Origin of the sequence: Croceibacterium segetis (assembly GCF_011320115.1) — a bacterium.
In the GTDB taxonomy this organism is placed as follows: Bacteria; Pseudomonadota; Alphaproteobacteria; order Sphingomonadales; family Sphingomonadaceae; genus Croceibacterium_B; species Croceibacterium_B segetis.
In genome coordinates this window covers 106420-130664 of the sequence record NZ_JAANOZ010000005.1, presented here as the reverse complement: position 1 = coordinate 130664, position 24245 = coordinate 106420, and the positions used below count along the sequence as shown (strand labels likewise).

Below are 24245 nucleotides of genomic sequence, written 5' to 3'. Positions count from 1 at the left end.
CGATGGGGCCAATATTTTGACTAGTTTCACCGGTTATCTCAGCTGCTTGTTGCCGCCGCTCGGGCCACTCTCGGGAGGCGCTCTAGTTACAAAGCCAATGGCGGTAAAGCTCTTTCGCCCCTCCCCCGCCGACCGCTGCGCCGAACGGCGCTCTGCTCAACAAGCCAGCAGCAAGCCACCGCGAAAACCGCCGACATCAGCGGTGTTCGCAACGGATAATCGACAAGGCTGCTCAACAGGACGATGAGCATCATGACCGAGCCCAGCTTCTCGAAGTCTCCGGCTTGGGACGGGCGGCGCCAAATCTTGAAAGCACGAGCCACGTACCATCCAAGGAATGCGAGCAAGATGATGGCGCCAAACAATCCGCCGGTGATCAACAGCTCGAGCAAGTCGTTATGCGCATGATTGAGATATTCGGGTTTGAGCAGGCGCAGTGGTTCGTAGAAACGAAAGACCGGATCGAAACTTCCAAATCCAGAACCGATCGGGAAAAAGTCAGCCGCGATGTGGAGCAACGTCGGCGTATTCGCCACACGCGTCTCTTCGCTCCCACCGTCCACCAGCCGCCGAATGGCTTCGTCGCGCGAAAGGAACACGGCGATCAGCAGGACTGCAACTCCGCTTATTGCCACCACGATCTGCGACCGGCGCTTCCATTTGCCGTGTACGAAGGAAGTCTTGTTTCGTCGCGTCCGCCCGATTTGAAATGCGCAAGCCAATCCAAAGGCACCAAGAAGAATGCCAGCCCGTGAGCCGGTGACAAGGATAAGCGGCATCAAGAATATGCCGACGCTGACCGCCACCCAGAACCTAACAACTCCCCGCCGTTTGTCGTCCTGAGGCATCGCCGACCACACGGCGAGCATCGGCCACGTCATGGCGATCAGCACCGCTTGGTGATTGCGGTTTGAGAACAGACCGACCGCCGAACCGAAGTTGGAGATCTGGTACAGATAAAAGGGGCTTCGTTCGCCGCCGGCGATCTGGGCCAGGCCGAACATGGCGCTGAGCATGGTCCCCAGAATGAGCACCGCGAGAACGGACCGCTTGTGTTCCACGCCCAGCGAGCCGATCCCAATCAGGACGGCCAACGGGACGACCAGGCCCACCAGACTGGCAAGCGTCAAATCTGGCGTGAGGCTGATCGGCCGCCAGGGTTGTTCGATCCCGGCTATCGTTGCGGTCTGAGCGAAAGCTGCGTGCCCAGGCAGGTTGGTCCAAATGGCAGGAGGAAGCGGCACGAGCTGCGCGGCTATCGTTGCAGCAAGCGCCGCCAGCAGTAAGAAAGGCACGCGGATACGGCTCCATTCGATCGGACCGGGGAGGAGCAGCAACCCCACAGCGCAGACCACGGCGAGCGGCTGCAGAAGAATGAGGCTGAAAACGTCGACCCGGGAGGCGCCTCCGAGGACAAAACACGCGGCGAACAGAAGGAGCAGGACAGCCAAGCGTGAATTTTCGAATCGGCGGGTGAACCGCATGCGATCAATTTCCGATTATCGATGTACCCGCTTCGGGCGCTATAGGGTCCGCGCGCCGGTGTAAAGCTGCCCGCATCTTGCGAAAATTTGGGGCACATTGCACCGTGGCTTAAAGCAGCCTAGCAGCGTCAGGAATTATGTCCCAAACACTCGCGAGCCTGTGTGCACTGGTGCTCTACGCACTCATGCTGCTGCCAATGGGGTTAGCGCTGGCAATCCCACGCGCGAGAGCGGCTGCAGGGATAATCTACCCAGCTATCATCCTCCTGATTGGGTTGTACCAAACGGGCATCTTTTCGAGCCAATCGCTGACGCCAACAGCCGACATCGCCCCCGCGGCCGCGGTCGCGAACGATTCGCGGTGCGATAACGTCATGCGCCTCATCGCGCAGGCGGGATTGGCAATCGATAGAACAACACCCGGCCAGGTTGTTCTGCAAGGCCCTGCCTGGGATCAGGTTCCAGAGGCCGTACGGGAGGTGGTCCGCGTCTGCGCCCAGCGGCCCGCTTCGGGCACTGCCTCACCCACTTCGCGAGACAACACTTCGCAAGACAAGGCGCCAACCCCTGGTTGATCGGCCCAGGCACCGCGAGTGTCATAAACGACCTTCCCGGCGCGCTCGGCAAGTGGAACCGACTTGAACAGATCGTGATCGACGAGGACGATCAGAACGCCACAATCCTCGAGGGCGGTGTCGATATCGATTTGGGTCGCGCCGGTACCCTCAAATTCAGGCGGCAGCTCGGCGGCGAAAGGCTCGACGATAGCGATCCTTTCCCCGAAGCGGCGCGCCAGCGTCGCGGCGACCAAGCGCGCGGGGCTTTCGCGAAAATCGTCGATATTGGCTTTGAAAGCGAGCCCAAGGCACGCCACTCGCGCCTGGGGGTTGGTTTCTACCAGCGCGCTCGCGCGCGCGATCACGTGGTGGATCTTGTTGTCATTGACGCCGCGCGCGGTGCGGATCAGCGGGGTCTCCTGCGGCGCGCCGTGGACGATGAACCACGGGTCGACCGCGATGCAATGCCCGCCCACACCCGGCCCGGGCGAGAGGATGTTCACCCGCGGATGGCGGTTGGCCAGGCGGATCACTTCCCACACGTCGAGGTCCATTGCATCGGCCACGACCGACAGCTCGTTGGCGAAGGCGATGTTGACGTCGCGGTAGGCGTTCTCGACCAGCTTGGTCATCTCGGCCGAGCGCGCGTCCGTGGTGACGCAGGTACCGCGCACGAAGCGCTTGTAGAACGTGAGTGCCTTTCTCGCGCAGCGCGGGGTCACACCGCCGATCGAGCGGTCGTTGTGGGTGAGTTCCTCGAGGATGCGGCCGGGCAGCACGCGCTCCGGACAATAGGCGATCGCGATATCGGGCGTGCCGGCGGTAAGCCCGGGCAGCGCCAGGTCGGACCGCACCGCCGCGATCGCATCGCGCAACTGCTCGGTCGTCCCGACGGGCGAGGTCGATTCGAGAATGATCGTGTCGCCCGCCTTGAGCACCTTGGCGACGCTTTCCGCGGCAGCGAGAACGTAGGACAGGTCCGGGGTATGCTGGCCGTCCCTGTGGAACGGGGTCGGCACCGCGATCACGAATACGTCGGCCGTCTCGACCTCGGTCCCGGCGCGCAGCAGGCCGCGCTGGACGACGGCCTGGACAAGCCCATCGAGATCGACCTCCTCGATATGGATGTCGCCGCGGTTGATCGTGTCGACCACCGCCTGGCTGACGTCGACCCCGTGCACGCGCATGCCGGCACGGGCGATCACCGCCGCTGTCGGCAGGCCGATGTAACCGAGCCCGATGACACTGACCTGGGGCAGGTTCTCGCCGCGCATGCTTATTCCTCGCTGTCGTCCGGGCCCGTGTGGCAGCAAGGGATGAAAAATACGGTAACGATCAGGTAGTTGCGAGCAGCCCGACGATCCGCGCGGCGCTGCGCCCATCGCCGAACGGATTGTGGGCGCGGGCCATCGCGGCATAGGCCGCCGGGTCATCCAGCAAGCGCTCGGCCTCGGCGACGATCCGGTCCGCATCGGTACCGACGAGCTTCGCGGTTCCCGCTTCGACACCTTCGGGCCGCTCAGTGGTCTCGCGCATGACCAGCACCGGCTTGCCGAGTGCAGGCGCTTCTTCCTGCACGCCGCCACTGTCGGTCAGCATCAGCGTGGCAAGGTCCAGCAGGCGCGCGAAATGTGGGTAATCGAGCGGCTCGATCAGCGCGACGTTGTCTAGCCCGCCGAGCCTTTCGTTCATTACCGCGCGGACATTGGGGTTGAGATGGACCGGGAAGATCATCGCCAGGTCATTGCGTCCGGCAAGGCGGCGGATTGCATCCGCGATCGCCGCCATTCCCTCGCCGAAATTCTCCCGCCGGTGGCTGGTCACGCCGACGATCCGCTTGCCGGCGAAGCGCCGTTCGAGATGAGCGAGCCCGTCGGCGAGCTCGGGTCGCTCGGCGATCTTGGCGGTGATCCAGTGCAACGCATCGATCACCGTGTTGCCGGTAACATGGACCGCCGCCGGATCGACGTTTTCGCGCCGCAGGGCCGCCGCCGAAGTCTCGGTGGGAGCGCAATGAAGTGCGGCGATCGTGCCGATGATCTTGCGGTTGACCTCCTCGGGCCAGGGATGATGGATATTGCCGCTACGCAGCCCCGCCTCGACATGCGCGACGGGGATCTTGCGATAATACGCGGCGATCGCTGCGGTCATTGCCGTAGCGGTGTCGCCCTGGACGACCACCCAATCGGGCCGCTCGGCGTCGAAAATCTTGCCGAGCCCGGTGAGCAGCTCAGCGGTGAGCGCATCGAGCGATTGGTCGGGCCGCATCAGGTCGAGGTCGTGGTCGGGGGCGATGCTGGCGATTTCGAGCACCTGGTCGAGCATCGAGCGGTGCTGTCCGCTAACGCACACGCGGCTTTCGAAGCGCGGATCGGCTTCGAGGGCATGGACCAGCGGGAACAGCTTGATCGCTTCCGGCCGCGTGCCGAATACCGTCAGGATGCGCTTGCGACCGCTCATCCGGCCGCACTAGATTATTTTTATTAATCGCGCACTTACGCTGTCACCGTTGGGTCTTGGCGATGTTGTCGGCCGCCTGGGCGGCGGCTTCGGCCGGCGGAACGCCTTGCGCTTCGAGCCGCGCGCGCTCCTTTTCGAGCGCCTCGACGCGGGCCTGGGTCGCCGCAGCGTCAGCGTCGAGGGTCGACAGGCGTTGCTGGCGCGCCTGCGCGACCAGCTCGGCCATGTGGACGTTGGTTCGCGCGATCTCGCGCTTCTCGGCGTACGCGGCCTCGATCATCTTCGCGGTACAGCCGAGCTCGCCGCCGGCGCCCGTCGGGGTGCACGACAGCGGGCCAAAATCGCCGACCGTCTCGAACGACCTCACCTTATTCGTCCAGGCTTCGTTTTGCGGCCCGTCGAGCTGGCGCAGCGATTCGGGGATGCGGTAGCGCTCGCTTTCGTCGAGACGGGCGCAAACGGTGATCTCGTCGCCGGTCGACGGCGGGCACTGGTCGTCGCCGTAGACGATCAGCTGATTGACCTTCGGCTCGGCCGGCCCTTGCGCCGAGCCGTTTTGCGCCGCGGCGGGACTCGCGGCGAGCGCTGCGAGCGTGAGGAGAGCGAAGCGTTTCATCGTCTTTGTCCTTCGGTGCGGCCCCGCGTATGCCAGCCGGCGAATGAAGCCTCCATCAGGTGAACACCTAGTGAAGCGCTTTGCGCCCACGCGTTGTTCCTCGTCAAATCTTCTCGGAAAGGCGGATCGCCGCGCGGCAGCCGAGGCGGATCGCCGTCGACAGCAGCGCGTAACCCGGGGCTCGTTCGGCCCCGGCAGCGATCGCCAGGTCGCGATGCTCGCGCTCGTCCTCGCGGAATTCACCGATCATCCGGGCCAGCTCGGGGTCCTCGCCGCTTTCGTCGAGTTCGGCGAGCTGGCGGGTATAGTGGCGGTCGATCTCTTCCTCGATCGCCGCGGTGCAGGCCATCGCCGCTTCGGGCCCGATCAGCGCAGTGGCCGCGCCTAGCGCATAGCCGGCGACCGACCAGAACGGCTGCAACGCGGTCGGCCGCGTCCCGCGCCGGGCTACAAGGGCGTCGAACTTAGCGAGGTGGCCGGCTTCCTGCTCGGCCATCGCCCGGATGTCGGGCGAATGCGGCCCGCGATCGCCCATCACCGCCAGCTGCCCGGCATAGATCCGCGTCGCCCCGTATTCGCCGGCCTGGTCGACCCGGATCATCGCTGAACGGTCCTTGCTCACGCCCGGGTTTCCTGGGCACGGCTGCCGAGCAGTACGAAAATGATCACCGCCGCGGCGGTCGAGAAGAGGAAATTGAAGCCGGCGAGCGAAATGCCCAGCAGCGTCCATTGCGGCTCATCGCAGCGGATCAGCGGGGCGTTGAGAATGTCGTCGAGCGAATTGCCCCCGGCGGTGCTGCTGCAGGTGGTGACCCCCTCCCACCACTTGTACTCGACGCCGGCATGATAAGCCCCGAGCAATCCAGCGACCAGGATCGCCAGTCCTGCGAGACCGATCCAGAGCCGTTTGGGCGCGGCAATTGTCGAAGCCAGCGCCAGCGCCAGCGCGGCGAAATGGGCATAGCGTTGCCACCAGCACATCTCGCACGGGAACAGCCCGAAGCCGTACTGTGACAGATAGGCGCCGCCGAGCAGCAGCGCCGGCACGCCGATCGCGAGCCGCTGGGCGAGCTTGTCCGATGCCGTCACCCTGGCGCTCAGCGTTGCGCGGTTCGTACGTTGGCGGTGTGAGCCAACGTCTGCAGCGCGTAATGCAGCTGGAAGTCGTCGATGCCTTGCTTCTTCAACTGCTCGGCGGTCTCGGTGAAGCGCGGATCGGGCTTGGCGTCGTTCTCGAGGTCGTCGTCCTTGAGCGCTGCCTCGTTGACCAGGTGTCGCTTGAGATCGCTTTCGCGATAGGCGTACTTCAGCCGCAGCGCCTCGTCGGGATCGCTGAGCTGGGGCACGCGGATGTCGGGCTTGATGCCGCCTTCCTGCACAGACCGCCCGGCCGGGGTGTAATAGCGCGCGGTGGTCAGCTTGAGCGCGCTGTCCTTGGTCAGCGGCAGCAGCGACTGAACGCTGCCCTTGCCGAAGCTGCGCTCGCCCATGATCAGCGCGCGGTGCTGGTCCTGCAACGCGCCGGCGACGATCTCGCTGGCCGAAGCGGTGCCGCCGTCGATCAGCACGATGATCGGGGTGCCCGCGGCGACGTCGCCGGGGAACATGCTCTCGGCGTCGTAATAGATCGTGTCGCGCTTGTTGCGGCCGCGCTGCGAAACGATCTGCCCGTCGGTGAGGAACAGGTCGCTGAGCGCCACCGCTTCGTCGAGTGAACCGCCCGGGTTCTTGCGCAAGTCGAGCACCAGGCCGCCGAGATGGCCCTTGGCCTGCGCCTTGAGTGCCTTCAGAGCGCCGTTGACGTCGCGGCCAACGTCGCGGCTGAACTCGTTGACGCTGATGTAGCCGATATTGCCGCTCTTGAGCTCCGAGGTGACCGGCTCGAGTTCGATCGTCCCGCGGGTCACGGTGACGTCGAACGGCTCGTCGCGGCCTTCGCGCACCAGCGAGAGGCGAATCGTGCTGCCAGCCGGCCCGCGCATCTGCTCGACCGCGTCGTCGATATCGAGCCCGTAGATCAGCTTGCCGTTGATGTGCGTGATATAGTCGCCTGCCTTGATGCCGGCCTTGTCCGCGGGGCTGCCCTTGAACGGTGAGACCACTTTCACGGCGCCGTCGTCCATCTGCACCGAAATGCCGAGGCCCTGGTAATTGCCGTCGATCATCGTTGTCAGCCGCTCGAAGCCGGCGCCTTCGAGATAAGCCGAGTGGGGGTCGAGCGAGGCGAGCATGCCGTCGATCGCGCCCTTGATCAGCGTCTTGTCGTCGACCGATTCGACATAGTTCGCCTTGATCCGTTCGTAGACCGCGAAGAACTTGGCGAATTCGGGCGAGATGCGGCCGTCCACCTGGGCGAAGCCGGCGGTGGCGGCGGGCAGGAGCGCGACCGAAGTCAGCAGAGCGAGCGCACGCAGCGAGGCGGCAATCTTCATCGGGAATCCTTGCATTTCTGCGCGCCTTCTATCGCGTGAGAGGCCTTAACGCCAGATGAGGCGTGGCCCTCGTCGATATCAGCGCAGATATTGGAGCGGGTTGACCGGCTCGTTGTCGCGCCGCAGCTCGAGCGACACCGTCGGCTGCCCCTGCCCGGCGACGCCGAGCGGCGCGCCGCCGACCAGGCGGTCCCCGACCCGGACGTCGACCCGGGCAAGGCCGGTGACCAGGCTGGTCCAGCCGCCATCGTGCTCGAGGATGACGATGCGGCCATAACCGCGGTAGGGGCCGGCGAAGGCGACGCGCCCCGCACCTGGCGCGACAACCTGGGCGCCGGGGCGCGGGGCGAGGGTGAGGCCGTTGCTGGTCCCGGCGTCCCCGCTCGCTGCGAAGCCGGCCACCGTGCGGCCGGCAACCGGCAGCAGGTACGGCGCCGGCGGGGGGCCGACGCCGCTCACAGCGGATGGCGCTATGGTGACGAGCTGCGCGTCCTCGGGCCGCGCGGGCCGCAGGACCGGGCCGGGCAACGCCGCCAGCCGGCGCCGCAGGGCCCCGGCTCGGTCGAGCTCGCCGACCAGCGAGCTGAGGTCACGCGCCTGTTCGGCGAGCGCCAACGCCCGCTCGCTCTCGCGCGCGGCACTGCCGGTGGCGGTGCGCGAAGCGAGCCGCTGGCGGGTCTCGATGTCCGCCAACTGCCGCTTGCGCCCGGCAAGCGCGAGGCTCTCGTCATGCAAGCCGGCGAGAGCGAGCGCCGCTTGCCGGCGCAGCTCGCGACCGCGCGCGAGCTGCGCCCGCAAGTGCGAGGTGCGCTTGCGGACCACCGGCACCGCGCTCGCCAGCAAGGCGCGGGTGTAGACCATCTCGAGCACCGAGCCGGGCCGCAGCACGGAGAGCGCGACCGGGCGCCGCGAAAACTGCTGCAGCGCGGCGGTCAGCCGCACCACCGGGCGCTGCTCCGCGCCGAGTTGCTCGCGCAGCGCCTGGCGCTCGCGGTCGATCAGGCTGATACGCGCCTGCGCGGCGGCGATCCCGGCCTCTGCCTGCTGGATGCGCGCGGCGAGGGCAGCCGCCTGGCGCGCGGTCTTGTCGGCAGCCTCGACCGCTCGCGCGGCCTGGGCTTCGAGGATCCTGCTGCGCGCTTCGGCCATCCGGCCGTCGGCGAGCGCCTGGCGCAATTCCTCGCGCGTCGCGGCCGGATCGGCGTCAGGCGAGAACTGCACCGCGCCGGCGCCCGCCGCGAGCAGGGCGGCGAGGGGGAACAGGAACGGCGCGCGGTTCATGGCGCTACCCTGCCCGATGATAGGGATGCCCCGCAAGGATGCTGGTCGCGCGGAACAACTGCTCGAGCAGCATCGCCCGGGCGAGGAGGTGCGGCCAGGTCGCGGCGCCGAACGCAAGCAGGACGTCGGCTTCGGCGCGCTCTGCATTTTCGTGCCCATCGGCCGCGCCGATCACAAACCGCGCCTCGCGAATGCCGCCGTCGCGCCAGGTTTCAAGCTGCCTGGCGAGATCTTCCGACGAAAGCTGCCGGCCCTTCTCGTCGAGCAGCACCGTGCGCATGGGCGTTCGCGCTGCAGGGAGGCGACCGCCCGTTTCGGGGAGCTCGGTCAGCTTGAGCGGCCAGGCGATCCGCCTGGCGTAACGCTCGACCAGCTCGGCCTCAGGCGAACGGCCGATCTTGCCGCGGGCGACGACGTGCAGCAGCATCGCCCCGGTCGCGAACGCTCAGGCGCTGCCGGCGGCCGCGGCCGGTTCGTCGCCGAAGCCCCACATCCGCTCGAGATTGTAGAAGCTGCGAACCTCGGGGCGGAACAGGTGGACGACGACATCGCCGGCGTCGATCAGCACCCAGTCGGCCGCCGGCAAGCCCTCGATCCGCGGGCTTCCGTGACCGCGGGCCTTGAGCCGCTCGGCCAGGTGCGTGGCGATCGCGGCGACTTGCCGCGTCGAGCGGCCCGAGGCGATCACCATGAAGTCGGCGATGCTCGACTTGCCCTCCAGCGGGATCGACACGACGTCGAGCGCCTGGTCGTCGTCGAGGCTTTCGAGAACGAGCGCGTGGAGCGAGCCGGGCACGGCGGTTGGAGAAGAGGAGATCTCACCCATGCGGGCGGGTTTCGAGATGCCGGCAGCAGCCGGCGCAGTCTGCGCTGGAGTCATCGCAGCAGTGTGTGCTCCTGAAGCAAGGAATGGCCGACGCAGGTGCGGCTGGCGTCATCCAGCGTGGCTGCCTGCGAAATCGGAAATGAGCGAGTGCGTCACCGCGTCGCGGGGCGGGGGGCCGGCCAGTCGCCGGGCCCAGTCCGGATCCGCCTGGCGCATCGCAGTCGCCGAGCGCGGATCGGGGTCAAAACGCAATTCGATCAGCGCCGGGGCGCTCCATTCCAGCCGGTTTTTCAAGCAGGTCGCGGGCAACCGGTAGCGCCGCAGCCAGGCCATCGCGGGGCTCGCGAGGGCCTTGCCATCATAGCCGGGACGGGCGATCACCGCAATCGGCATCTCCCGGGCCAATCCCCGCCAATCCCGCCACAAGTGCAGCTGGGCGAGATTGTCCGCTCCCATCAGCCAGACGAACCGCCGTTTCGGGTACCGCCGCTTGAGCGCCCGCAACGTATCGATGGTGTAGCGGGTGCCCAGCTGGCGCTCGATCGCGCTCACCCGGATCGGGGCGCGGTGGGCCTGGGCGCGGGCCGAGCGCACGCGCGCGGCGAGCGGCGCCATCCCGGCCTGCGGCTTGAGGGGATTGCCCGGCGAGACCAGCCACCAGACCTCGTCCAGCCCGAGTGCCTCGAGCGCCGCGAGCGAGATTCGGCGGTGCGCCCCGTGCGCCGGATTGAAGCTGCCCCCGAGCAGCCCGGTAAGCGGGCCGGAGCGGTTCACCGCCTCGGCGAAACCTTGTCGGCATAGTACCCGCCCTGCATGTCGAACATCCATCCGGGGTATTCGCGCGGCAATGCGCTCAGATCGGCAAGACCGGCGAGCTCGTCGGCGGTGAGCTCAATCTCGGTGGCGGCGAGGTTCTCGCTCAGCTGCTCGGCGCGCTTGGCGCCGACGATCACAGTCGAGACGACCTCCTGGTGGAGTAGCCAGGCGAGCGCAATCCCCGCAACCGACACGCCCTTGGCCTCGGCCAGCGGGCGCATCGCCTCGACCAGCGCCATTGCGCGGGGCTTGTCGACCACCGGGAAATCGAACGCCGCGCGGCGGCCCTCGCCTTCGATCTCGCCCTCGGCATTGAGCGTGTACTTGCCCGAGAGCAGCCCACCGGCGAGCGGGCTCCAGACCATCAGTCCGACGCCTTCGCTCCTGAGCAGCGGCGCGAGCTCGCGCTCGAGGTCGCGCCCGGCGACGGTGTAATAGGCTTGCAGGCTGACGAACTTGTCCCACCCGCGCCGTTCCTGGATGCCGAGCGCCTTCATGATCTGCCAGGCGGCCCAATTGGACACCCCGACGTAACGCGCCCGGCCGGAGCGGACGATGTCCTCCAGAGCGCGAAGCGCTTCCTCCATCGGCGTGTGCGGATCCCAGGCGTGGATTTGGTAGAGGTCGACGTAGTCGAGCGAGAGGCGCGCGAGGCTGGCGTCGATCTGGTCGAGCAGGTGCTTCTTCGAGAACCCGGATTCCATCTTGCCGGGGCCCATCCCGCCGGTCGCCTTGGTGGCGACGATCGCCTGGCTGCGCGGCAGGCCGAGCGCCTTGAGCGCGCCGCCGACGAATTCCTCCGACTGCCCCTCGGTGTATACATTGGCGGTGTCGATGAAGTTCACGCCGGCGTCGAAGGCCTGCCTGACCAGCGCGGTCGCCGCGTCCTGGTCGAGGCCGTGGACCAGCCCGAAGCGGCTCGCCCGCGTGCCGAAGGTCATCGCCCCAAGGCACAGCTCGGAGACGATCAGGCCGGAACTGCCGAGGCGATTGTAGCGCATGGAGGTCTCCTTCTTCGCCCGCTCTTAGGGGCGAGTAGCGGAGTCGTTCAAGCGCGCTCGTTCAGGGCCGCGTCTGGCCGGTGCCGCGCACGACCCACTTGTAGGTCGTCAGGCCTTCGAGTGCGACCGGGCCGCGCGCGTGCAGGCGGCCGGTGGCGATGCCGATCTCGGCGCCGAGGCCGAACTCGCCGCCATCGGCGAACTGCGTGCTGGCGTTGACCATCACGATCGCGCTGTCGACTTCGGCAAGAAAGCGCTCGGCGGCGGCCTGGTCGGCGGTGACGATCGCGTCGGTATGGCCCGAGGAATGGCGGGCGATATGGTCGAGTGCGGCATCCAGGCCGTCGACCACCGCGACCGAAAGGATGGCGTCGAGATACTCGCAGTCCCAGTCGTTGGCGCTCGCCGGCTTGATCCGCGGATCGATCGCCTGCGCGCGCGCATCGCCGCGCAGCTCGCACCCGGACTCGAGCAAGGCATCGACCACCGCGTGAGCCGCCGGAAAGGCGGTGTCGAGCAGCAGCGTCTCCATCGCCCCGCAGATGCCGGTGCGGCGCATCTTGGCATTGAGCGCGACCTTCTCGGCCATCGCCGGGTCGGCCGCGGCGTGGATGTAGGTGTGGCAAATGCCGTCGAGGTGCGCGAGCACCGGCACGCGGGCATCGTTCTGCACCCGCTCGACGAGCCCCTTGCCGCCGCGCGGCACGATCATGTCGATCAGCCCCGCGGCGCGGAGCATCGCCCCGACCGCCTCGCGGTCCTGCGTCGGCATCAGTTGCACCACCTCGGCCGGGACGCCCGCCTCGGCGAGCCCCTCGGCGAGCGCGGCATGGATCGCGCGGTTCGAGTTGACCGCCTCGCTGCCCCCGCGCAGCAGCACCGCGTTGCCGGCGCGCACGCACAGCGCCGCGGCATCGGCGGTGACGTTGGGGCGGCTTTCGTAGACGATGCCGATCAGCCCGATCGGGATGCGCACGCGCGTGAGATCGAGCCCGCTCGGCACGGTGCTGTGCGAAATCACTTCGCCGACCGGGTCGGGCAGCGCGGCGACCGCTTCGACGGCGGCGGCCATGGCTTCGAGCCTGCCGGGATCGAGCCGCAACCGGTCGAGCAACGCGCCGGTCAACCCGCGCGCTTCGCCGGCAGTGACGTCCTGGGCGTTGGCGGCGAGAATCTTTTCGCCATGGCGGCGCAGCGCCGCGGCGGCGGCCCGCAGCGCGGCGGCCTTCGCCCCCTCGTCCATCCGGGCCAGCACGCGCTGCGCCTTGCGGCCCGCGCGGGCGAGAACGCCGACGAGCGCTTCTGCGTCGAATTGAGGGTCCGGGGCGGTCGACATCGGCGCCCCTTAGCATTGCCGAACGCGTCTGTCAGGCCGGACTCAACGTGGACTCGGTTTTGGCCGATTCGGGTCAGGTTCCCGGCGAAATTGCGATTCCCCGCAACATCTTAACGCTTCACCCCGATTCCCGCTCGACTCGGCGGCGAGTCGGGCTCGTCCGATTTGTCATTAACAATTGTCGCGCTACCGCCGTTGGCGATCGGAACGGGACTCGGGGGTCACCGAAATAATGATTACCGTCGCCGCGGTACGGGAGCGCCTGCAAGGCTGGTTCCCAGACCGCGAATTCTTCATGCGTTCACGCGGACAGGTGCGCTTCGTCACCGTCACGTCGAAGATGCAGATGGCCGCCGCCGGCGGAGCGCTGGCGATTCTGCTCGCCTGGGGCGGGTCGATGGCAGTGATGGGTTTCATGCAATATCACCGCGCCGACCTGCTCGATCGCGAGGCGCAAGTCGCCAAGGCGGAAAATCGCGTCGCCGCCTATCGCGGCGATCTCGGCAAAGTGGCCGACGACCTCAAGCGGCGGCAGGACTTCATCGAAGACGTGTTGCCGATGCTGCCTGACGACGTGCGTCCCGACGAGCATGTCTCCGACAGCCGTGGCGAAGCGGCCAAGACCGTCGACAAGGTCAGCGAATCGATCCCCGAAGCGGCGGGCCTCGCCCGGCTCGAGGCGCGCCAGCTCGCTTTCGTCGAGAATCTCACCCGCTATGCCGATCGCCGCGCCAAGCGCAGCGAACTGGCGCTGCGCAAGCTCGGCCTTGATCCGCGGGCAGTGCTCGCCTCGATGCGCGAAGCGCAGGGCGGCCCGCTCGAGAAGCTCTCGACCAGTCGCGACGGCTCGACCGACCCGCGCTTCGAGCGGCTCGGCCTCAGCCTCGCCCGGATGGACGCGTATGAGCAGGGGCTCGAAGGCATTCCACAGGTCATGCCGGCCGACGGCGGGCTGATCACCTCGACCTTCGGTTATCGCAGCGATCCCTTCACCGGCGGCGGCGCGTTCCACCCCGGACTTGACTTCAAGGGCGCCTACGGCGCGCCGATCCACGCCACCGCCGATGGCCAGGTCAGCTTCGTCGGACAGATCAGGGGCTACGGCAACGTGGTCGAGATCAGTCACGGTAACGGTTTGCTTACGCGTTACGCGCACATGTCGAAGACCATGGCCAAAGTCGGACAGCAAGTTGCCGCGGGAACCGTGATCGGGGCGATCGGCAGCACCGGCCGCTCGACCGGCCCGCACCTCCACTTCGAGGTGCGCATCAACAATCGCGTGGTCAATCCGCGCCCCTTCCTGGAGAAGGCTCCCGATGTTCTCGAAGAAGCCCGCGGAACGATCGCCAGCCGTGGGACCGCGGTCCGTGGCTAGCAGCGCCGGAACCTTCTCGGTGATCGGCGCCGACGTCGTCATCAAGGGCAACGTGTCGGCCAGTGCCGACCTGCATGTCGACGGAACCGTCCAGGGCGATATCTCCTGCGCCTCGCTGGTGCAGGGCGAATCGAGCCTCGTCGAAGGCGCGATCGAAGCCGAGACCGCGCGCCTGTCGGGCCGCGTCAAGGGCACGATCACGGTGCGCGAGCTGGTGATCCTGCGCAGCGCGCGGATCGAAGGTGACGTGCATTACGACACGCTGACGATCGAGCAGGGCGCCCAGGTCGAAGGCCGCTTCGCCGGCGACGCGGCCAAGGCGGCGGCGCCCGTGGTATCCGGCCAGGTTCTCGAGCTCGGCCAGGACGAGGAACAGCGGCTGTCCCTGGCCGGCTGACCGCCGCAGCCCAAGCCGAACAAGAAAGGGGCCGCTCCCGGTTGGAAGCGGCCCCTTCTTTTGTCTTCGGTCCGCAGATCAGGCGTTCGCTTCGTCAGCCTCCGCCGCGCGCTTGGCTTCGAGCCACGCCTCGGCCTCGGCCTCCTGGGCGGCTTCGACAGCGGCCTTGACCGCGGTATCGCGTTCGGCGCGCAGTTCCTCGATCAGCCTGGCGCGATCGTCGCGGCTTTCCTCGACCGCCGTTTCACCGACATCGGTGCCGGCCTTCTTCGCCGCGCGGGCAACCGCCGCGTCAAGCTCGCGCTGCGAGCACAGGCCGAGCGTGACCGGGTCCTTCGGCTGGATGTTCTGGATGTTCCAGTGCGTCCGCTCGCGGATCGCATTGATGGTGTTGCGCGTGGTGCCGATCAGCTTGCCGATCTGCGCGTCGGAAATTTCCGGGTGGTTGCGGATGATCCAGGCGATGCCGTCGGGCTTGTCCTGCCGCTTGGAAACCGGCGTGTAGCGCGGTCCCTTGGTGCGGCTGACGTCGACCGGGGCGCGCTGCATCTTGAGGCTGTAATTCACATCGGCCTGGCCGCGCTCGATTTCGGCGTGGGTCAGCTCGCCCGAGTGCACGGGATCGCGCCCGGTGTACTTCGAGCTGGCGAGGTCGTCGGCCATCGCCTGCACTTCGAGGATGTGCAGCCCGCAGAATTCGGCGATCTGCTCGAAGCTCAGCGAGGTGTTGTCGACCAGCCAGGAAGCGGTCGCGTGCGGCATCAGGGGGGCGGGCTGGGCCACTGTGTTCTCTCCGGTGAAAATAGAAGGGCCGCCCCTCTCGGGACGGCCGCTTGCGGTTCATGTAGGCTTTGCGGCAAGTTACGGCAAGCGATTCAATCCATCGCCACGTAGCCCGGCAGCGCCGCGATCCTGCGGATCCAGGCGCAGACGTTGCGGTAATCCTCCAGCCGGAAGCCCCCGGCTTCGGCGACGTGGGTGTAAGCGTAAAGCGAGATGTCGGCCAGCGTGCAGGACTCGCCGACGAACCAGTCGCGTTTCGTCAATTCCTGCTCCATCAGAGCCAGGGCATCCTCGCCGGCGATCCTCTTGGCCGGGACCTGCGCGCGCTGCTGGTCGGTCAGGTTGGTCTCGCCGACATAGGCGAGCCAGAAGCGCAGCGTGGCGATGTTGGGCTCGTGGTTGTACTGCTCGAAGAACATCCACCTAAGCATGTCGGCGCGCTCGAAGCGGTCGGCCGGAACTAGGTTGCTGCCCTCGGCGAGATAGAAGCACGCCGCGTTGCTTTCCGGCAGAAAGCGGTTGTACACCTGCAGCACCGGGATGCGGCCATTACCGTTGACGTTGGCGAGAAACTCGGGAGTGCGCGTCTCGCCCTTCATGATGTCGTACTCGCGGCGCTCGAGCGGCAGGCCGAGCAGCGCCGCGGTCAGCCGGATCTTGTAGCAATTGCCGCTGCGGCGGTCCTCGTGAAGGATCAGGGCTTCCATTGGATCACTCCTCGAATGCGGGCATTACCTCGCGCGCGAATAGCTCGGCGGTCTGCGCCGCCTCATGTTCGGAAATGTCGCCGAACGCCACTTCGAGCGCAAGGTAGTTGGCCCCCGCCTCGTCACGCGCCCTCCCGACGAAATCGCGCACCGAGGCGGGCGAGCCGGCGAAGGCAAGCCCTTGCTCGACCGCGCCGGCAAAGGTCTGAGCGATCGGAAACGCCGGGCGCCCGAGGTGTTCGACCAGCCAGTTGAAGGAACGGACGAACGGCTGCCACGCGCGCTCGGCGATCCGCTCGGCGTCGGCATCGGTTTCGGCGACGATCAGCTGGCGGGCAAGGCCGATGCACGGCTCCGCCTTGCCGAGCCGGGCCAGCTTCTCTCGATAATCGTCGAACACCTCGCGCGAGCGGGCGTTGGGCACCAGGCAGAGCAAATTGACGTCGTGCTCGGCGGCCCACTGGTTACGGTGGCTCGAGGCGGTGCCGTACCACAGCGGCGGGTGCGGCCGCTGAACGGTGCGGATGCGCAGCGGAACGTCGGGGAGGTTGTAGTAGGTGCCCTTGTGCGCCTTTAGGTCACCCGCGAGCCCCTCGAGGATTATCCCGAGCGCCTCCTCGAACATCGGCCCGAGATCCTCCTCGGCGAGCCCGAAGCGCGAGTGTTCGGCCGGCTGTCCCCCTCGGCCGACGCCGAGCTGGAAGCGCCCGCCCGTCAACTGATCGAGCATGCCGATTTCCTCAAGCAGCCGCACCGGGTGGTGCAGCGGCAGGAGGTAAACCAGCGTGCCGAGCTTGATCGTGCGGGTGTGCTGCGAGGCGGCGGCGAGGAACACCGAGGGGGACGAAGCCATGCCCAGGTCGGTCGCGTGATGCTCGGTCAGGTGATAGCAGTAAAAGCCACGCTTTTCATAGAGTTCGACCAGCCTCAGGCGCTGCTCGTACTGCTCGCCAATGGCCATTCCGTTGGCGTCGATATGGTCGAAAACGCCGAACTTCATCTACCGTTCTCCGCCCCATGGCGAAGGCATGTGATAAGGCACGTCAATGAACACCGCCTCGATCCCGGCGATGGAACCGTCGACGATCTTGAACGCCTCGAGCAGGCAGTACGAGTGCGGGAAATGGTAGAAGCTCCTGACCGGGGTGCCGTCGGTCCACGCGAAGTCGACCAGCTTGCCGCAGTGATCGATGAACCCGCCGGCCAGCACCAGGCCCTTCTCCTCGTCGACCAGCGGGAAGCGGCGGGCGCGCAGGCGGTCGTCGTACCTGTACTGCCCTTTTTCGAACTGTTCGCGGGTGCCGAGCGCGGCCACAGGGTAGTTGGGAAAGCTGTCGCTGTGCGTCGTCTGCATCCCGTTCTCGATGCGCTCGCAGTCGTCGGTGAAGTGGGTGAACAGCTTGCCGTCGTTGAGCTGCAGAGTGTCGAAATAGCCGTCGGCAAGCGCGATCATCCGCTCGCGCGGGGTGCGCTGGGCCGGCGCCACGTCGGCGAGCATCAGCGGACGGGGCTCGATGTAGGTGTCGATGCTCGGGAAGGGACTGTTCTCGACCTTGCGGGTGACGATCGCCTCGACCTCGGCGATCCGGCCGCGCTCGATGCGCAGCCGCAGCGCCATGATCGCCGGTAGCCCATGCTCCTCGATGACCCCGAACCAGGCGACCTGCCCGGTGGCGGGATCGGCCATCTTGAGGTCGTAGTCGCGCCGGCCGCTGGCAGTGTTCCAGGTGCCGTCGCCGATCGCCAGCTGGACGTTGTTTTCGGTGAAAACGACGCGTTCGGCCCATGGCAACCGCGAAGGATCGCGCGCCGCCAAGGCGTCGAGATAGGCCTCGGCGTGCGCGTAGAGCGCCGCGCGATCGGCCTCAGGAAAGCGGTTCGAATTCATCGGTCCTCCATCGTCAGCACGATTTTGCCGACATGCTCGCCCGCTTCCATCCGCGCGTGCGCCGCAGCGGCTTCGCGCAAAGGGAACGCCTTGTCCATTGCCGGGCGCAGACGGCCTGCGGCGACGAACGGCCACACGGTCCGCTCGATCTCCTCGGCCAGCGCGGCCTTGAACGCATCCGAGCGCGCGCGCAGCGTCGAGCCGGTGATCGTCTGCCGCTTGACCATCAACCCGGCCATATTGATCGTTGCCTGCGCACCGCCGAGGACGGCGATGGTCACCAGCCGGCCGTTGACGCCGAGGCAATCGAGATTCCGCTGGGTATAGTCGCCGGCAACCATGTCGAGCGCGAGCTCGGCACCGTTGCCGCCGGTGAGCTTGTTCACTTCCTCGACGAAATCCTGCGTGCGGTAATTGATCGCGTGATCGGCGCCGAGCTCGCGGGCGGCCGCGCACTTCCCGTCGCTGCCGCATGTGACGATCACCCTCAGGTCGAACAGTTTGGCGAGCTTGATTGCCATGGTGCCGATTCCGCTGGTGCCGCCGTGGACCAGCAGGGTTTCGCCGTCGCGGGCGAAGCCGCGCTCGAACACGTTGTGCCACACGGTGAACAGCGTCTCGGGCAGCGCAGCCGCTTCGGCGAGCGAGAGCCCGTCGGGCACCGGCAGGCAATGGCTGGCGACCGCGACGCAATATTCGGCATAGCCGCCGCCGGTAACAAGCGCGCAGACCTTGCGCCCGAGCATCTCCGCCGGCGCGCCTTCGCCGAGCGCGACCACTTCGCCGGCGATCTCCAGTCCCGGAATCGGCGACGCGCCCGGTGGCGGCGGGTAGCGGCCGAGACGCTGGATCACGTCCGGCCGGTTGACCCCGGCGGCGGCGACCTTGACGAGCACCTGCCCGGCGCCCGGGCGCGGCACCGCCGTGTCTTCGGGCCGCAGCACCTCGGGCCCGCCCGGCTGCGCCATCCCGACAGCGGTCATTCGCTCAGGCAATTCCACCGCTTAAGCCCCCTGTTGCATCCGCGCCACGTCCACAGTCCTAACCGCGCGGTGTATTGACAGCAACCGGCGCGCGTTGCGATGCTGCAGCGCAATGGACGCAGAGGAACTCCCGCGCCCGCGCGGCGATGCCGCCAGCCTGCTGGCGAAGGAATCTCTCGACACGTATTCGCAGGATGAGCTGCTGGAGCGCATCGCCACGCTCGAAACCGAGATCGCCCGGGTCAAGGCGCACCACGCCAAAGCGGCCCATCATCGCCAGGCGGCCGACGAGCTTTTCCGGCCGCGAGAGACCGATTGATGGATTCCGCCCCTCGCATTCGCTCCGGGGCGCCCCATATTTCTGTTGCCGGACCGAGACGTTTTCAGGCGGTTAATAGCCGCTTTGCGAAAGTCTCAACCATTGGATCGTATCACTACCTCACGGACACCTGATCATGCCTAGTTTCGCCCAGAGCCTCGAGAAAACCCTGCACGGCGCGTTGCAGAACGCGACCGACCGCAGTCACGAATACGCCACTCTCGAGCACTTGCTGCTTGCTCTGGTCGACGACCCGGACGCCGCCGAAGTGATGACCGCCTGCGGCGTCGATATCGACGAGCTGGCCGGCGTGGTGCGCCAGTACCTCGACCAGGAATACCAGTCGCTCAAGACCGAAGACGACACCGACCCGCAGCCGACCGCCGGGTTCCAGCGGGTGATCCAGCGCGCGATCCTGCACGTGCAGTCGTCGGGCAAGGACACCGTGACGGGCGCCAACGTGCTCGTCGCGCTGTTTTCCGAGCGCGACAGCTACGCCGTCTACTTCCTCCAGCAGCAGGACATGAGCCGGCTCGACGCGGTCAGCTTCATCAGCCACGGGATCGGCAAGGGCGGCAAGCAGCTCGACACCCGCGCGCCGCAAGGCAGCGAGGCGCCGGGCGAAAAAAGCGACGAGAAGCCGGAGAAGGGCAAGAAGGATTCCGCGCTCGACCAGTTCACCGTCAACCTCAACCAGAAGGCCCTCGACGGGAAGGTCGATCCGCTGATCGGCCGCGGGCCGGAGGTCGACCGGACGATCCAGATCCTCTGCCGCCGGTCGAAGAACAACCCGCTCTATGTGGGCGATCCGGGCGTCGGCAAGACCGCCATCGCCGAAGGCCTCGCTCGAAAGATCGTCGAGGGCGACGTGCCCGAAGTGCTGCAGGACGCGGTGATCTACTCGCTCGACATGGGCGCGCTGCTCGCCGGCACGCGTTATCGCGGCGACTTCGAGGAGCGCTTGAAGCAGGTCGTCTCCGAGCTCGAGAAGATGCCCGAAGCAGTGCTGTTCATCGACGAGATTCACACCGTGATCGGTGCCGGCGCGACCAGCGGCGGGGCGATGGATGCCTCGAACCTGCTCAAGCCTGCGCTCTCCAGCGGGGCGATCCGCTGCATCGGCTCGACCACCTACAAGGAATTCCGCAACCACTTCGAGAAGGATCGCGCGCTGCTGCGCCGCTTCCAGAAGATCGACGTCAACGAGCCGACGGTCGAGGACACGATCAAGATCCTCAAGGGGCTCAGAAGCGCGTTCGAGGAACACCACAAGGTCAGCTACACGCCCGACGCGATCAAGACCGCGGTCGAACTGTCGAGCCGCTACATCAACGACCGCAAGCTGCCCGACAAGGCGATCGACGTGATCGACGAGGTCGGCGCGATGCAGATGCTCGTGCCGCCGAGCAAGCGGAAGAAGAAAATCACCGCCAAGGAAATCGAGGCGGTGATCGCGACGATGGCGCGCATTCCGCCCAAGAGCGTGTCGAGCGACGACAAGAAGGCGCTTGAGAGCCTCGGCAAGGACCTCAAGCGCGTCGTGTTCGGCCAGGACGCGGCGATCGAGAGGCTGGCGACGGCGATGAAGCTCAGCCGCGCGGGCCTGCGCGAGCCGGAAAAGCCGATCGGCAGCTTCCTGTTCACCGGCCCCACCGGCGTCGGCAAGACCGAGGTCGCCCGCCAGCTCGCCAGCATCATGGGCATCGAGCTGCAGCGCTTCGACATGTCCGAATACATGGAGCGCCACAGCGTGAGCCGCCTGATCGGCGCGCCTCCGGGCTACGTCGGCTACGACCAGGGCGGCCTGCTGACCGACGCGATCGACCAGCACCCGCATTGCGTACTGCTGCTCGACGAGATCGAAAAGGCGCACCCCGACCTGTTCAACATCCTGCTGCAGGTGATGGACCACGGCCGGCTGACCGACCACCACGGCAAGACAGTCGATTTCCGCAACGTCGTGCTGATCATGACGACCAACGCCGGCGCGGCGGATGCGCAGCGCCAGAGCATCGGCTTCGGCGCAGGCAGCAAGGAGGAAGCGAACGAGGAGGCGGTGAAGAAGATGTTCACCCCCGAGTTCCGCAACCGCCTCGATGCGATCGTGCCGTTCGATTACCTCGGCAGGGAAACCGTCAGCCGGGTGGTCGACAAGTTCATCCTCCAGCTCGAGCTGCAGCTGGCCGATCAGAACGTCCACATCCAGTTCGATTCGGATGCGCGCGACTGGCTCGCCGAGCGCGGTTACGACAAGCTGATGGGCGCCCGGCCGATGTCGCGGCTGATCCAGGAGAAGGTCAAGCAGCCGCTCGCCGAAGAGCTGCTGTTCGGCAAGCTCGCCTCGGGCGGGGAAGTCCACGTCAGCCTCAAGGCCGGCGAGCTGGCTTTCGAGCTGACCCCGGCCCCGCCGAAAGCCTCGAAGCGCAAGCCGAAGAAAGCCGCCGCGAAGAAGAAGCCCGAGGCTTCGGCCTAGGAAGGCTGAGGCAGGGGCATTGCCCAAACTGTCGCCGGGAGCGGCGCTGGGCACGCTCGGGCTCGCCCTGACGCACGCCGCGCTCGCCGCCGACAAGCTCGAGCAGGCTCCGCTCGCCCCGCGAACCGCGGAGAGCGGCGCCCCGCTCGACGCTGTGCAGCAGGCGATGGAAACGCCGCACCTGACGCTGGCGTTGCGGGTCGACCCGGCTAGCGAGAGCATCGCCGGACAGGCGGACTACTCAGTCCGTGCAGCGGCGCCGCTCGACGAGCTCGAGTTCGATCTCGATCCGCGGCTGCCGGTGAGCCGGATCACCCTCGATGGCCGGCCGCTGGCTGCCGACCGGTGGTCGAGCAAGGACGGGCTGGTCAGTATCGAGTTGCCCGCGCCGCTGGCCAAAGGCACCACCGCGCGCGTCGGCATCACCTATGCCGGCAAGCCGCGCATCGCGCCCAAGGCGCCGTGGGACGGCGGCTTCGTGTGGTCGAAGACCGAGAGCGGCAAACCCTGGATCGCCAGCGCGGTGCAGTCGGAAGGCTGCGACCTGTTCTGGCCTTGCCTCGACCACCCGTCGAAGCGCACCGGCCTGCTCGACTTCTACGTTACCGTCCCCGACGGGCTGATCGACGCATCCAACGGCAAGCTGGTCGAGACCATTCGCGGCCAGGGCGTGACCACTTACCACTGGCGCGCGCGGCAGCCGAACGGCTACGGCGTGTCGCTGCAGATCGGCCCTTACGAGCTGGCGCAGGCGGACTATGTGAGCCGCTTCGGCAACAACGTGCCCATCCGTTTCTGGTATCTACCCGGCCACAAGGACGGCGCCGAGAGGCTGGTCGGCGAAGTGAACGACTACCTTGCCTTTTTCGAGAGCGTGATCGGGCCGTATCCCTTCGCCGATGAGAAGGCGGGGTTCGCCGAGACTCCGCACCTCGGCATGGAGCACCAGACGATCAACGCTTACGGCAACGGCTACAAGCGCGCGCCCGAAGGCTACGACTGGCTGATGCACCACGAATTCAGCCACGAATGGTTCGCCAACCAGCTGACCAACGCCGGCAACGCCGACATGTGGCTGCAGGAAGGGCTCGGCAGCTACATGCAGCCGCTCTATCTCAAGTGGAAGAACGGGGACGTCGCCTATGCGGCTTACCTGTGGGACATGCGCAAGAAGGTGAACTCGCGCGTCCCACTCGCCCCCGAAGGCTTCGTCTCGAGTGCCTATTACGACGACGTTGAAGCCGGCTGGGGCAACGACATCTACTACAAGGGCGCGTGGATCATGCACACCTTGCGCGAGACGATCGGCAACGAGGCGTTCTTCGCCGCGACCCGCCGGCTGGTCTATGGGCGCGACGATCCCAGGCCCGGCAACTTCGCGCCGCGCACGGCCAGCACCGCCGATTACCAGCGCCTCGTCGAACAGGTGACCGGCAGGCGGATGGACTGGTTCTTCGACGCCTATTTCCGCGTCGGCCCGCTGCCCCGGCTGATCGAGAGCCGCGAAGGCTCGACGCTCAAGCTGGCGTGGCAGACTGACGCCAAACAACCGTTCGCGATGCCGGTCGAGGTCGAGATAGACGGCAAGCTCGTCAAGCTGCCTATGAGCGGTGGCAAGGGCAGCGTGCGCCTGCCCTCGCCCACCGTCCACGTCGTGCTGGATCCCAACGCCCGCATCCTTCGCTATGACCCGGCGATAGAAGCCTGGCAGAAGCAGGAGGCGGACAACAAGAAGAAGGCCGCCGCAGCCGCGAAGGCGAAAGGCTGACGGCAGCCCGCTTCGTCAGGCCGAAGGATCGCTCCCTCCATCCTTCACCCCGAATGCAAACCGGCACGAGCGCTCACCCCGCGCCATGCAGCTGAGGTGCTCGATGCGCCGTCCCGAGAGCGAGCCGAGCAGTGCGAGGTCGACCGCGCAGATAGCCGGGTCACGCATCGCCAGGTCGTGGAACACGCAGTTGTGCGCTTCGATCTCGTCGCCGCCAGCGTCGGCGAGGTGCGCTTCGTAGCCGAGCTCGCGCAGTAAGGCGGCGATCGACGGGAGCGCGGCGCCGCCCTCGGCAATGCGCGGCTGGAGCTGGCCGGCGATGTCGCGGCCGATTCGCGCCATCGCCTGTGGCAACGCCTCTGGTCCGAGGTGGCGAGCAAGCTCGGCAATCAGGTTGCGGGCCAGCAGCGCGTACTGTCGCGGGAAGAAGGCCGTGCCGGCCTCGCTCAGCCGGAATCCCTGCGAGGGGCGCCCGCGAGTCGAGATCTGTTCGGCGCGCTCGACCATTCCGTTGCGCTCGAGCCCGCCGATGTGCTGGTGGGTGGCGTTGCGCGAGATGCCGAGCTGCGCGGCCAGCGCCGGGATCGACAACGGTGCCGGCGCGTGCAGCAACAACGTGAGGATACGCTCGCGAGTGCCGCCGGGAGAGGTTTCGAGGGTTTGCACGATGCCCGTTCCCTAACGTCCCTCACCCCTTTTACAACTTTGTAATCCTGTATATTGACAAAGATTGAACGGCGGGT

At 66.9% G+C, this 24245-nt stretch carries 24 protein-coding genes; 5 read left to right on the top strand and 19 right to left on the bottom strand.

Going from position 1 to position 24245, the window contains the following annotated elements:
• Positions 1-86: 86 nt before the first annotated feature.
• From G7B69_RS07675 to G7B69_RS07615, 13 genes are all read right to left on the bottom strand, one after another.
• Entirely contained in the window at positions 87-1451 is a 1365-nt protein-coding gene (locus G7B69_RS07675) for an O-antigen ligase family protein (RefSeq protein WP_166177817.1), read from the bottom strand.
• A gap of 487 nt (positions 1452-1938) precedes the next feature.
• Positions 1939-3315, bottom strand: coding sequence for a UDP-N-acetyl-D-mannosamine dehydrogenase (gene wecC, locus G7B69_RS07670; RefSeq protein WP_166177815.1), 1377 nt, complete (start codon positions 3313-3315; stop codon positions 1939-1941).
• 61 nt (positions 3316-3376) lie between these two features.
• The gene (gene wecB / locus G7B69_RS07665) at positions 3377-4501 is read right to left on the bottom strand and encodes a non-hydrolyzing UDP-N-acetylglucosamine 2-epimerase (RefSeq protein ID WP_166177813.1); all 1125 of its coding nucleotides are present in this window, start codon (positions 4499-4501) and stop codon (positions 3377-3379) included.
• A 43-nt stretch (positions 4502-4544) separates the two neighbouring features.
• Positions 4545-5117, bottom strand: a complete 573-nt coding sequence (locus G7B69_RS07660) for a hypothetical protein (protein WP_166177811.1) — start codon at positions 5115-5117, stop codon at positions 4545-4547.
• Positions 5118-5220: 103 nt separating this feature from the next.
• Positions 5221-5718 (bottom strand): demethoxyubiquinone hydroxylase family protein, encoded by a 498-nt coding sequence (locus G7B69_RS07655; protein WP_166178102.1) that lies wholly within the window; start codon positions 5716-5718, stop codon positions 5221-5223.
• Positions 5719-5735: 17 nt separating this feature from the next.
• Positions 5736-6206, bottom strand: coding sequence for a disulfide bond formation protein B (locus G7B69_RS07650; RefSeq protein ID WP_166177809.1), 471 nt, complete (start codon positions 6204-6206; stop codon positions 5736-5738).
• Positions 6207-6214: 8 nt separating this feature from the next.
• Positions 6215-7549 carry a S41 family peptidase gene (locus G7B69_RS07645; RefSeq protein ID WP_166177807.1) on the bottom strand — a complete coding sequence of 445 codons (1335 nt, stop codon included), beginning with the start codon at positions 7547-7549 and terminating at the stop codon, positions 6215-6217.
• A gap of 78 nt (positions 7550-7627) precedes the next feature.
• Positions 7628-8830 carry a murein hydrolase activator EnvC family protein gene (locus tag G7B69_RS07640; RefSeq protein ID WP_166177805.1) on the bottom strand — a complete coding sequence of 401 codons (1203 nt, stop codon included), beginning with the start codon at positions 8828-8830 and terminating at the stop codon, positions 7628-7630.
• 4 nt (positions 8831-8834) lie between these two features.
• Entirely contained in the window at positions 8835-9257 is a 423-nt protein-coding gene (locus G7B69_RS07635; RefSeq protein ID WP_166177803.1) for a 23S rRNA (pseudouridine(1915)-N(3))-methyltransferase RlmH, read from the bottom strand.
• Between the two features lie 18 nt (positions 9258-9275).
• Positions 9276-9656 carry a ribosome silencing factor gene (gene rsfS / locus G7B69_RS07630; RefSeq protein WP_243415071.1) on the bottom strand — a complete coding sequence of 127 codons (381 nt, stop codon included), beginning with the start codon at positions 9654-9656 and terminating at the stop codon, positions 9276-9278.
• Positions 9657-9764: 108 nt separating this feature from the next.
• Positions 9765-10430, bottom strand: coding sequence for a nicotinate-nucleotide adenylyltransferase (locus G7B69_RS07625; protein ID WP_243415070.1), 666 nt, complete (start codon positions 10428-10430; stop codon positions 9765-9767).
• Positions 10427-11473 (bottom strand): aldo/keto reductase, encoded by a 1047-nt coding sequence (locus G7B69_RS07620; RefSeq protein ID WP_166177797.1) that lies wholly within the window; start codon positions 11471-11473, stop codon positions 10427-10429. The genes G7B69_RS07625 and G7B69_RS07620 overlap by 4 nt, the downstream gene beginning before the upstream one ends.
• 61 nt (positions 11474-11534) lie before the next feature.
• A complete protein-coding gene (locus tag G7B69_RS07615) occupies positions 11535-12809 on the bottom strand; it encodes a glutamate-5-semialdehyde dehydrogenase (protein WP_166177795.1) in 1275 nt (424 codons plus the stop codon).
• Positions 12810-13041: 232 nt separating this feature from the next.
• On the opposite strand from G7B69_RS07615, the gene G7B69_RS07610 reads away from it, so the two are divergent.
• Together G7B69_RS07610 and G7B69_RS07605 are read left to right on the top strand one after the other, a co-directional pair.
• Positions 13042-14184: a M23 family metallopeptidase gene (locus G7B69_RS07610; RefSeq protein WP_243415069.1), complete on the top strand. Its 1143-nt coding sequence runs from the start codon at positions 13042-13044 to the stop codon at positions 14182-14184.
• Entirely contained in the window at positions 14177-14581 is a 405-nt protein-coding gene (locus G7B69_RS07605; protein WP_243415068.1) for a bactofilin family protein, read from the top strand. The genes G7B69_RS07610 and G7B69_RS07605 overlap by 8 nt, the downstream gene beginning before the upstream one ends.
• Before the next feature lie 78 nt (positions 14582-14659).
• On the opposite strand, the gene G7B69_RS07600 is transcribed toward G7B69_RS07605, so the two are convergent.
• From G7B69_RS07600 to G7B69_RS07580, 5 genes are all read right to left on the bottom strand, one after another.
• Complete coding sequence (locus tag G7B69_RS07600; RefSeq protein WP_166177791.1) at positions 14660-15364, bottom strand: DUF1013 domain-containing protein; 705 nt, start codon at positions 15362-15364, stop codon at positions 14660-14662.
• Between the two features lie 92 nt (positions 15365-15456).
• Positions 15457-16071 carry a glutathione S-transferase family protein gene (locus tag G7B69_RS07595; RefSeq protein WP_166177789.1) on the bottom strand — a complete coding sequence of 205 codons (615 nt, stop codon included), beginning with the start codon at positions 16069-16071 and terminating at the stop codon, positions 15457-15459.
• 4 nt (positions 16072-16075) lie between these two features.
• Positions 16076-17071, bottom strand: a complete 996-nt coding sequence (locus G7B69_RS07590) for an LLM class flavin-dependent oxidoreductase (RefSeq protein ID WP_166177787.1) — start codon at positions 17069-17071, stop codon at positions 16076-16078.
• Positions 17072-17959 carry a DUF8021 domain-containing protein gene (locus G7B69_RS07585; RefSeq protein WP_166177785.1) on the bottom strand — a complete coding sequence of 296 codons (888 nt, stop codon included), beginning with the start codon at positions 17957-17959 and terminating at the stop codon, positions 17072-17074. It abuts the gene before it with no gap.
• Positions 17956-18942: an NAD(P)H-quinone oxidoreductase gene (locus tag G7B69_RS07580; RefSeq protein WP_166177783.1), complete on the bottom strand. Its 987-nt coding sequence runs from the start codon at positions 18940-18942 to the stop codon at positions 17956-17958. The genes G7B69_RS07585 and G7B69_RS07580 overlap by 4 nt, the downstream gene beginning before the upstream one ends.
• A gap of 112 nt (positions 18943-19054) precedes the next feature.
• Here G7B69_RS07580 and G7B69_RS07575 point away from each other — a divergent pair, with 112 nt between their 5' ends.
• From G7B69_RS07575 to G7B69_RS07565, 3 genes are all read left to right on the top strand, one after another.
• Positions 19055-19261 carry a DUF1192 family protein gene (locus G7B69_RS07575; RefSeq protein ID WP_166177781.1) on the top strand — a complete coding sequence of 69 codons (207 nt, stop codon included), beginning with the start codon at positions 19055-19057 and terminating at the stop codon, positions 19259-19261.
• A 136-nt stretch (positions 19262-19397) separates the two neighbouring features.
• Positions 19398-21734 (top strand): ATP-dependent Clp protease ATP-binding subunit ClpA, encoded by a 2337-nt coding sequence (gene clpA / locus G7B69_RS07570; protein ID WP_166177779.1) that lies wholly within the window; start codon positions 19398-19400, stop codon positions 21732-21734.
• A gap of 19 nt (positions 21735-21753) precedes the next feature.
• Positions 21754-23502: a M1 family metallopeptidase gene (locus G7B69_RS07565; protein ID WP_166177777.1), complete on the top strand. Its 1749-nt coding sequence runs from the start codon at positions 21754-21756 to the stop codon at positions 23500-23502.
• A 15-nt stretch (positions 23503-23517) separates the two neighbouring features.
• Here G7B69_RS07565 and G7B69_RS07560 read toward each other — a convergent pair whose 3' ends face one another.
• A complete protein-coding gene (locus G7B69_RS07560) occupies positions 23518-24168 on the bottom strand; it encodes a helix-turn-helix transcriptional regulator (RefSeq protein WP_166177775.1) in 651 nt (216 codons plus the stop codon).
• Between the last annotated feature and the right edge of the window lie 77 nt (positions 24169-24245).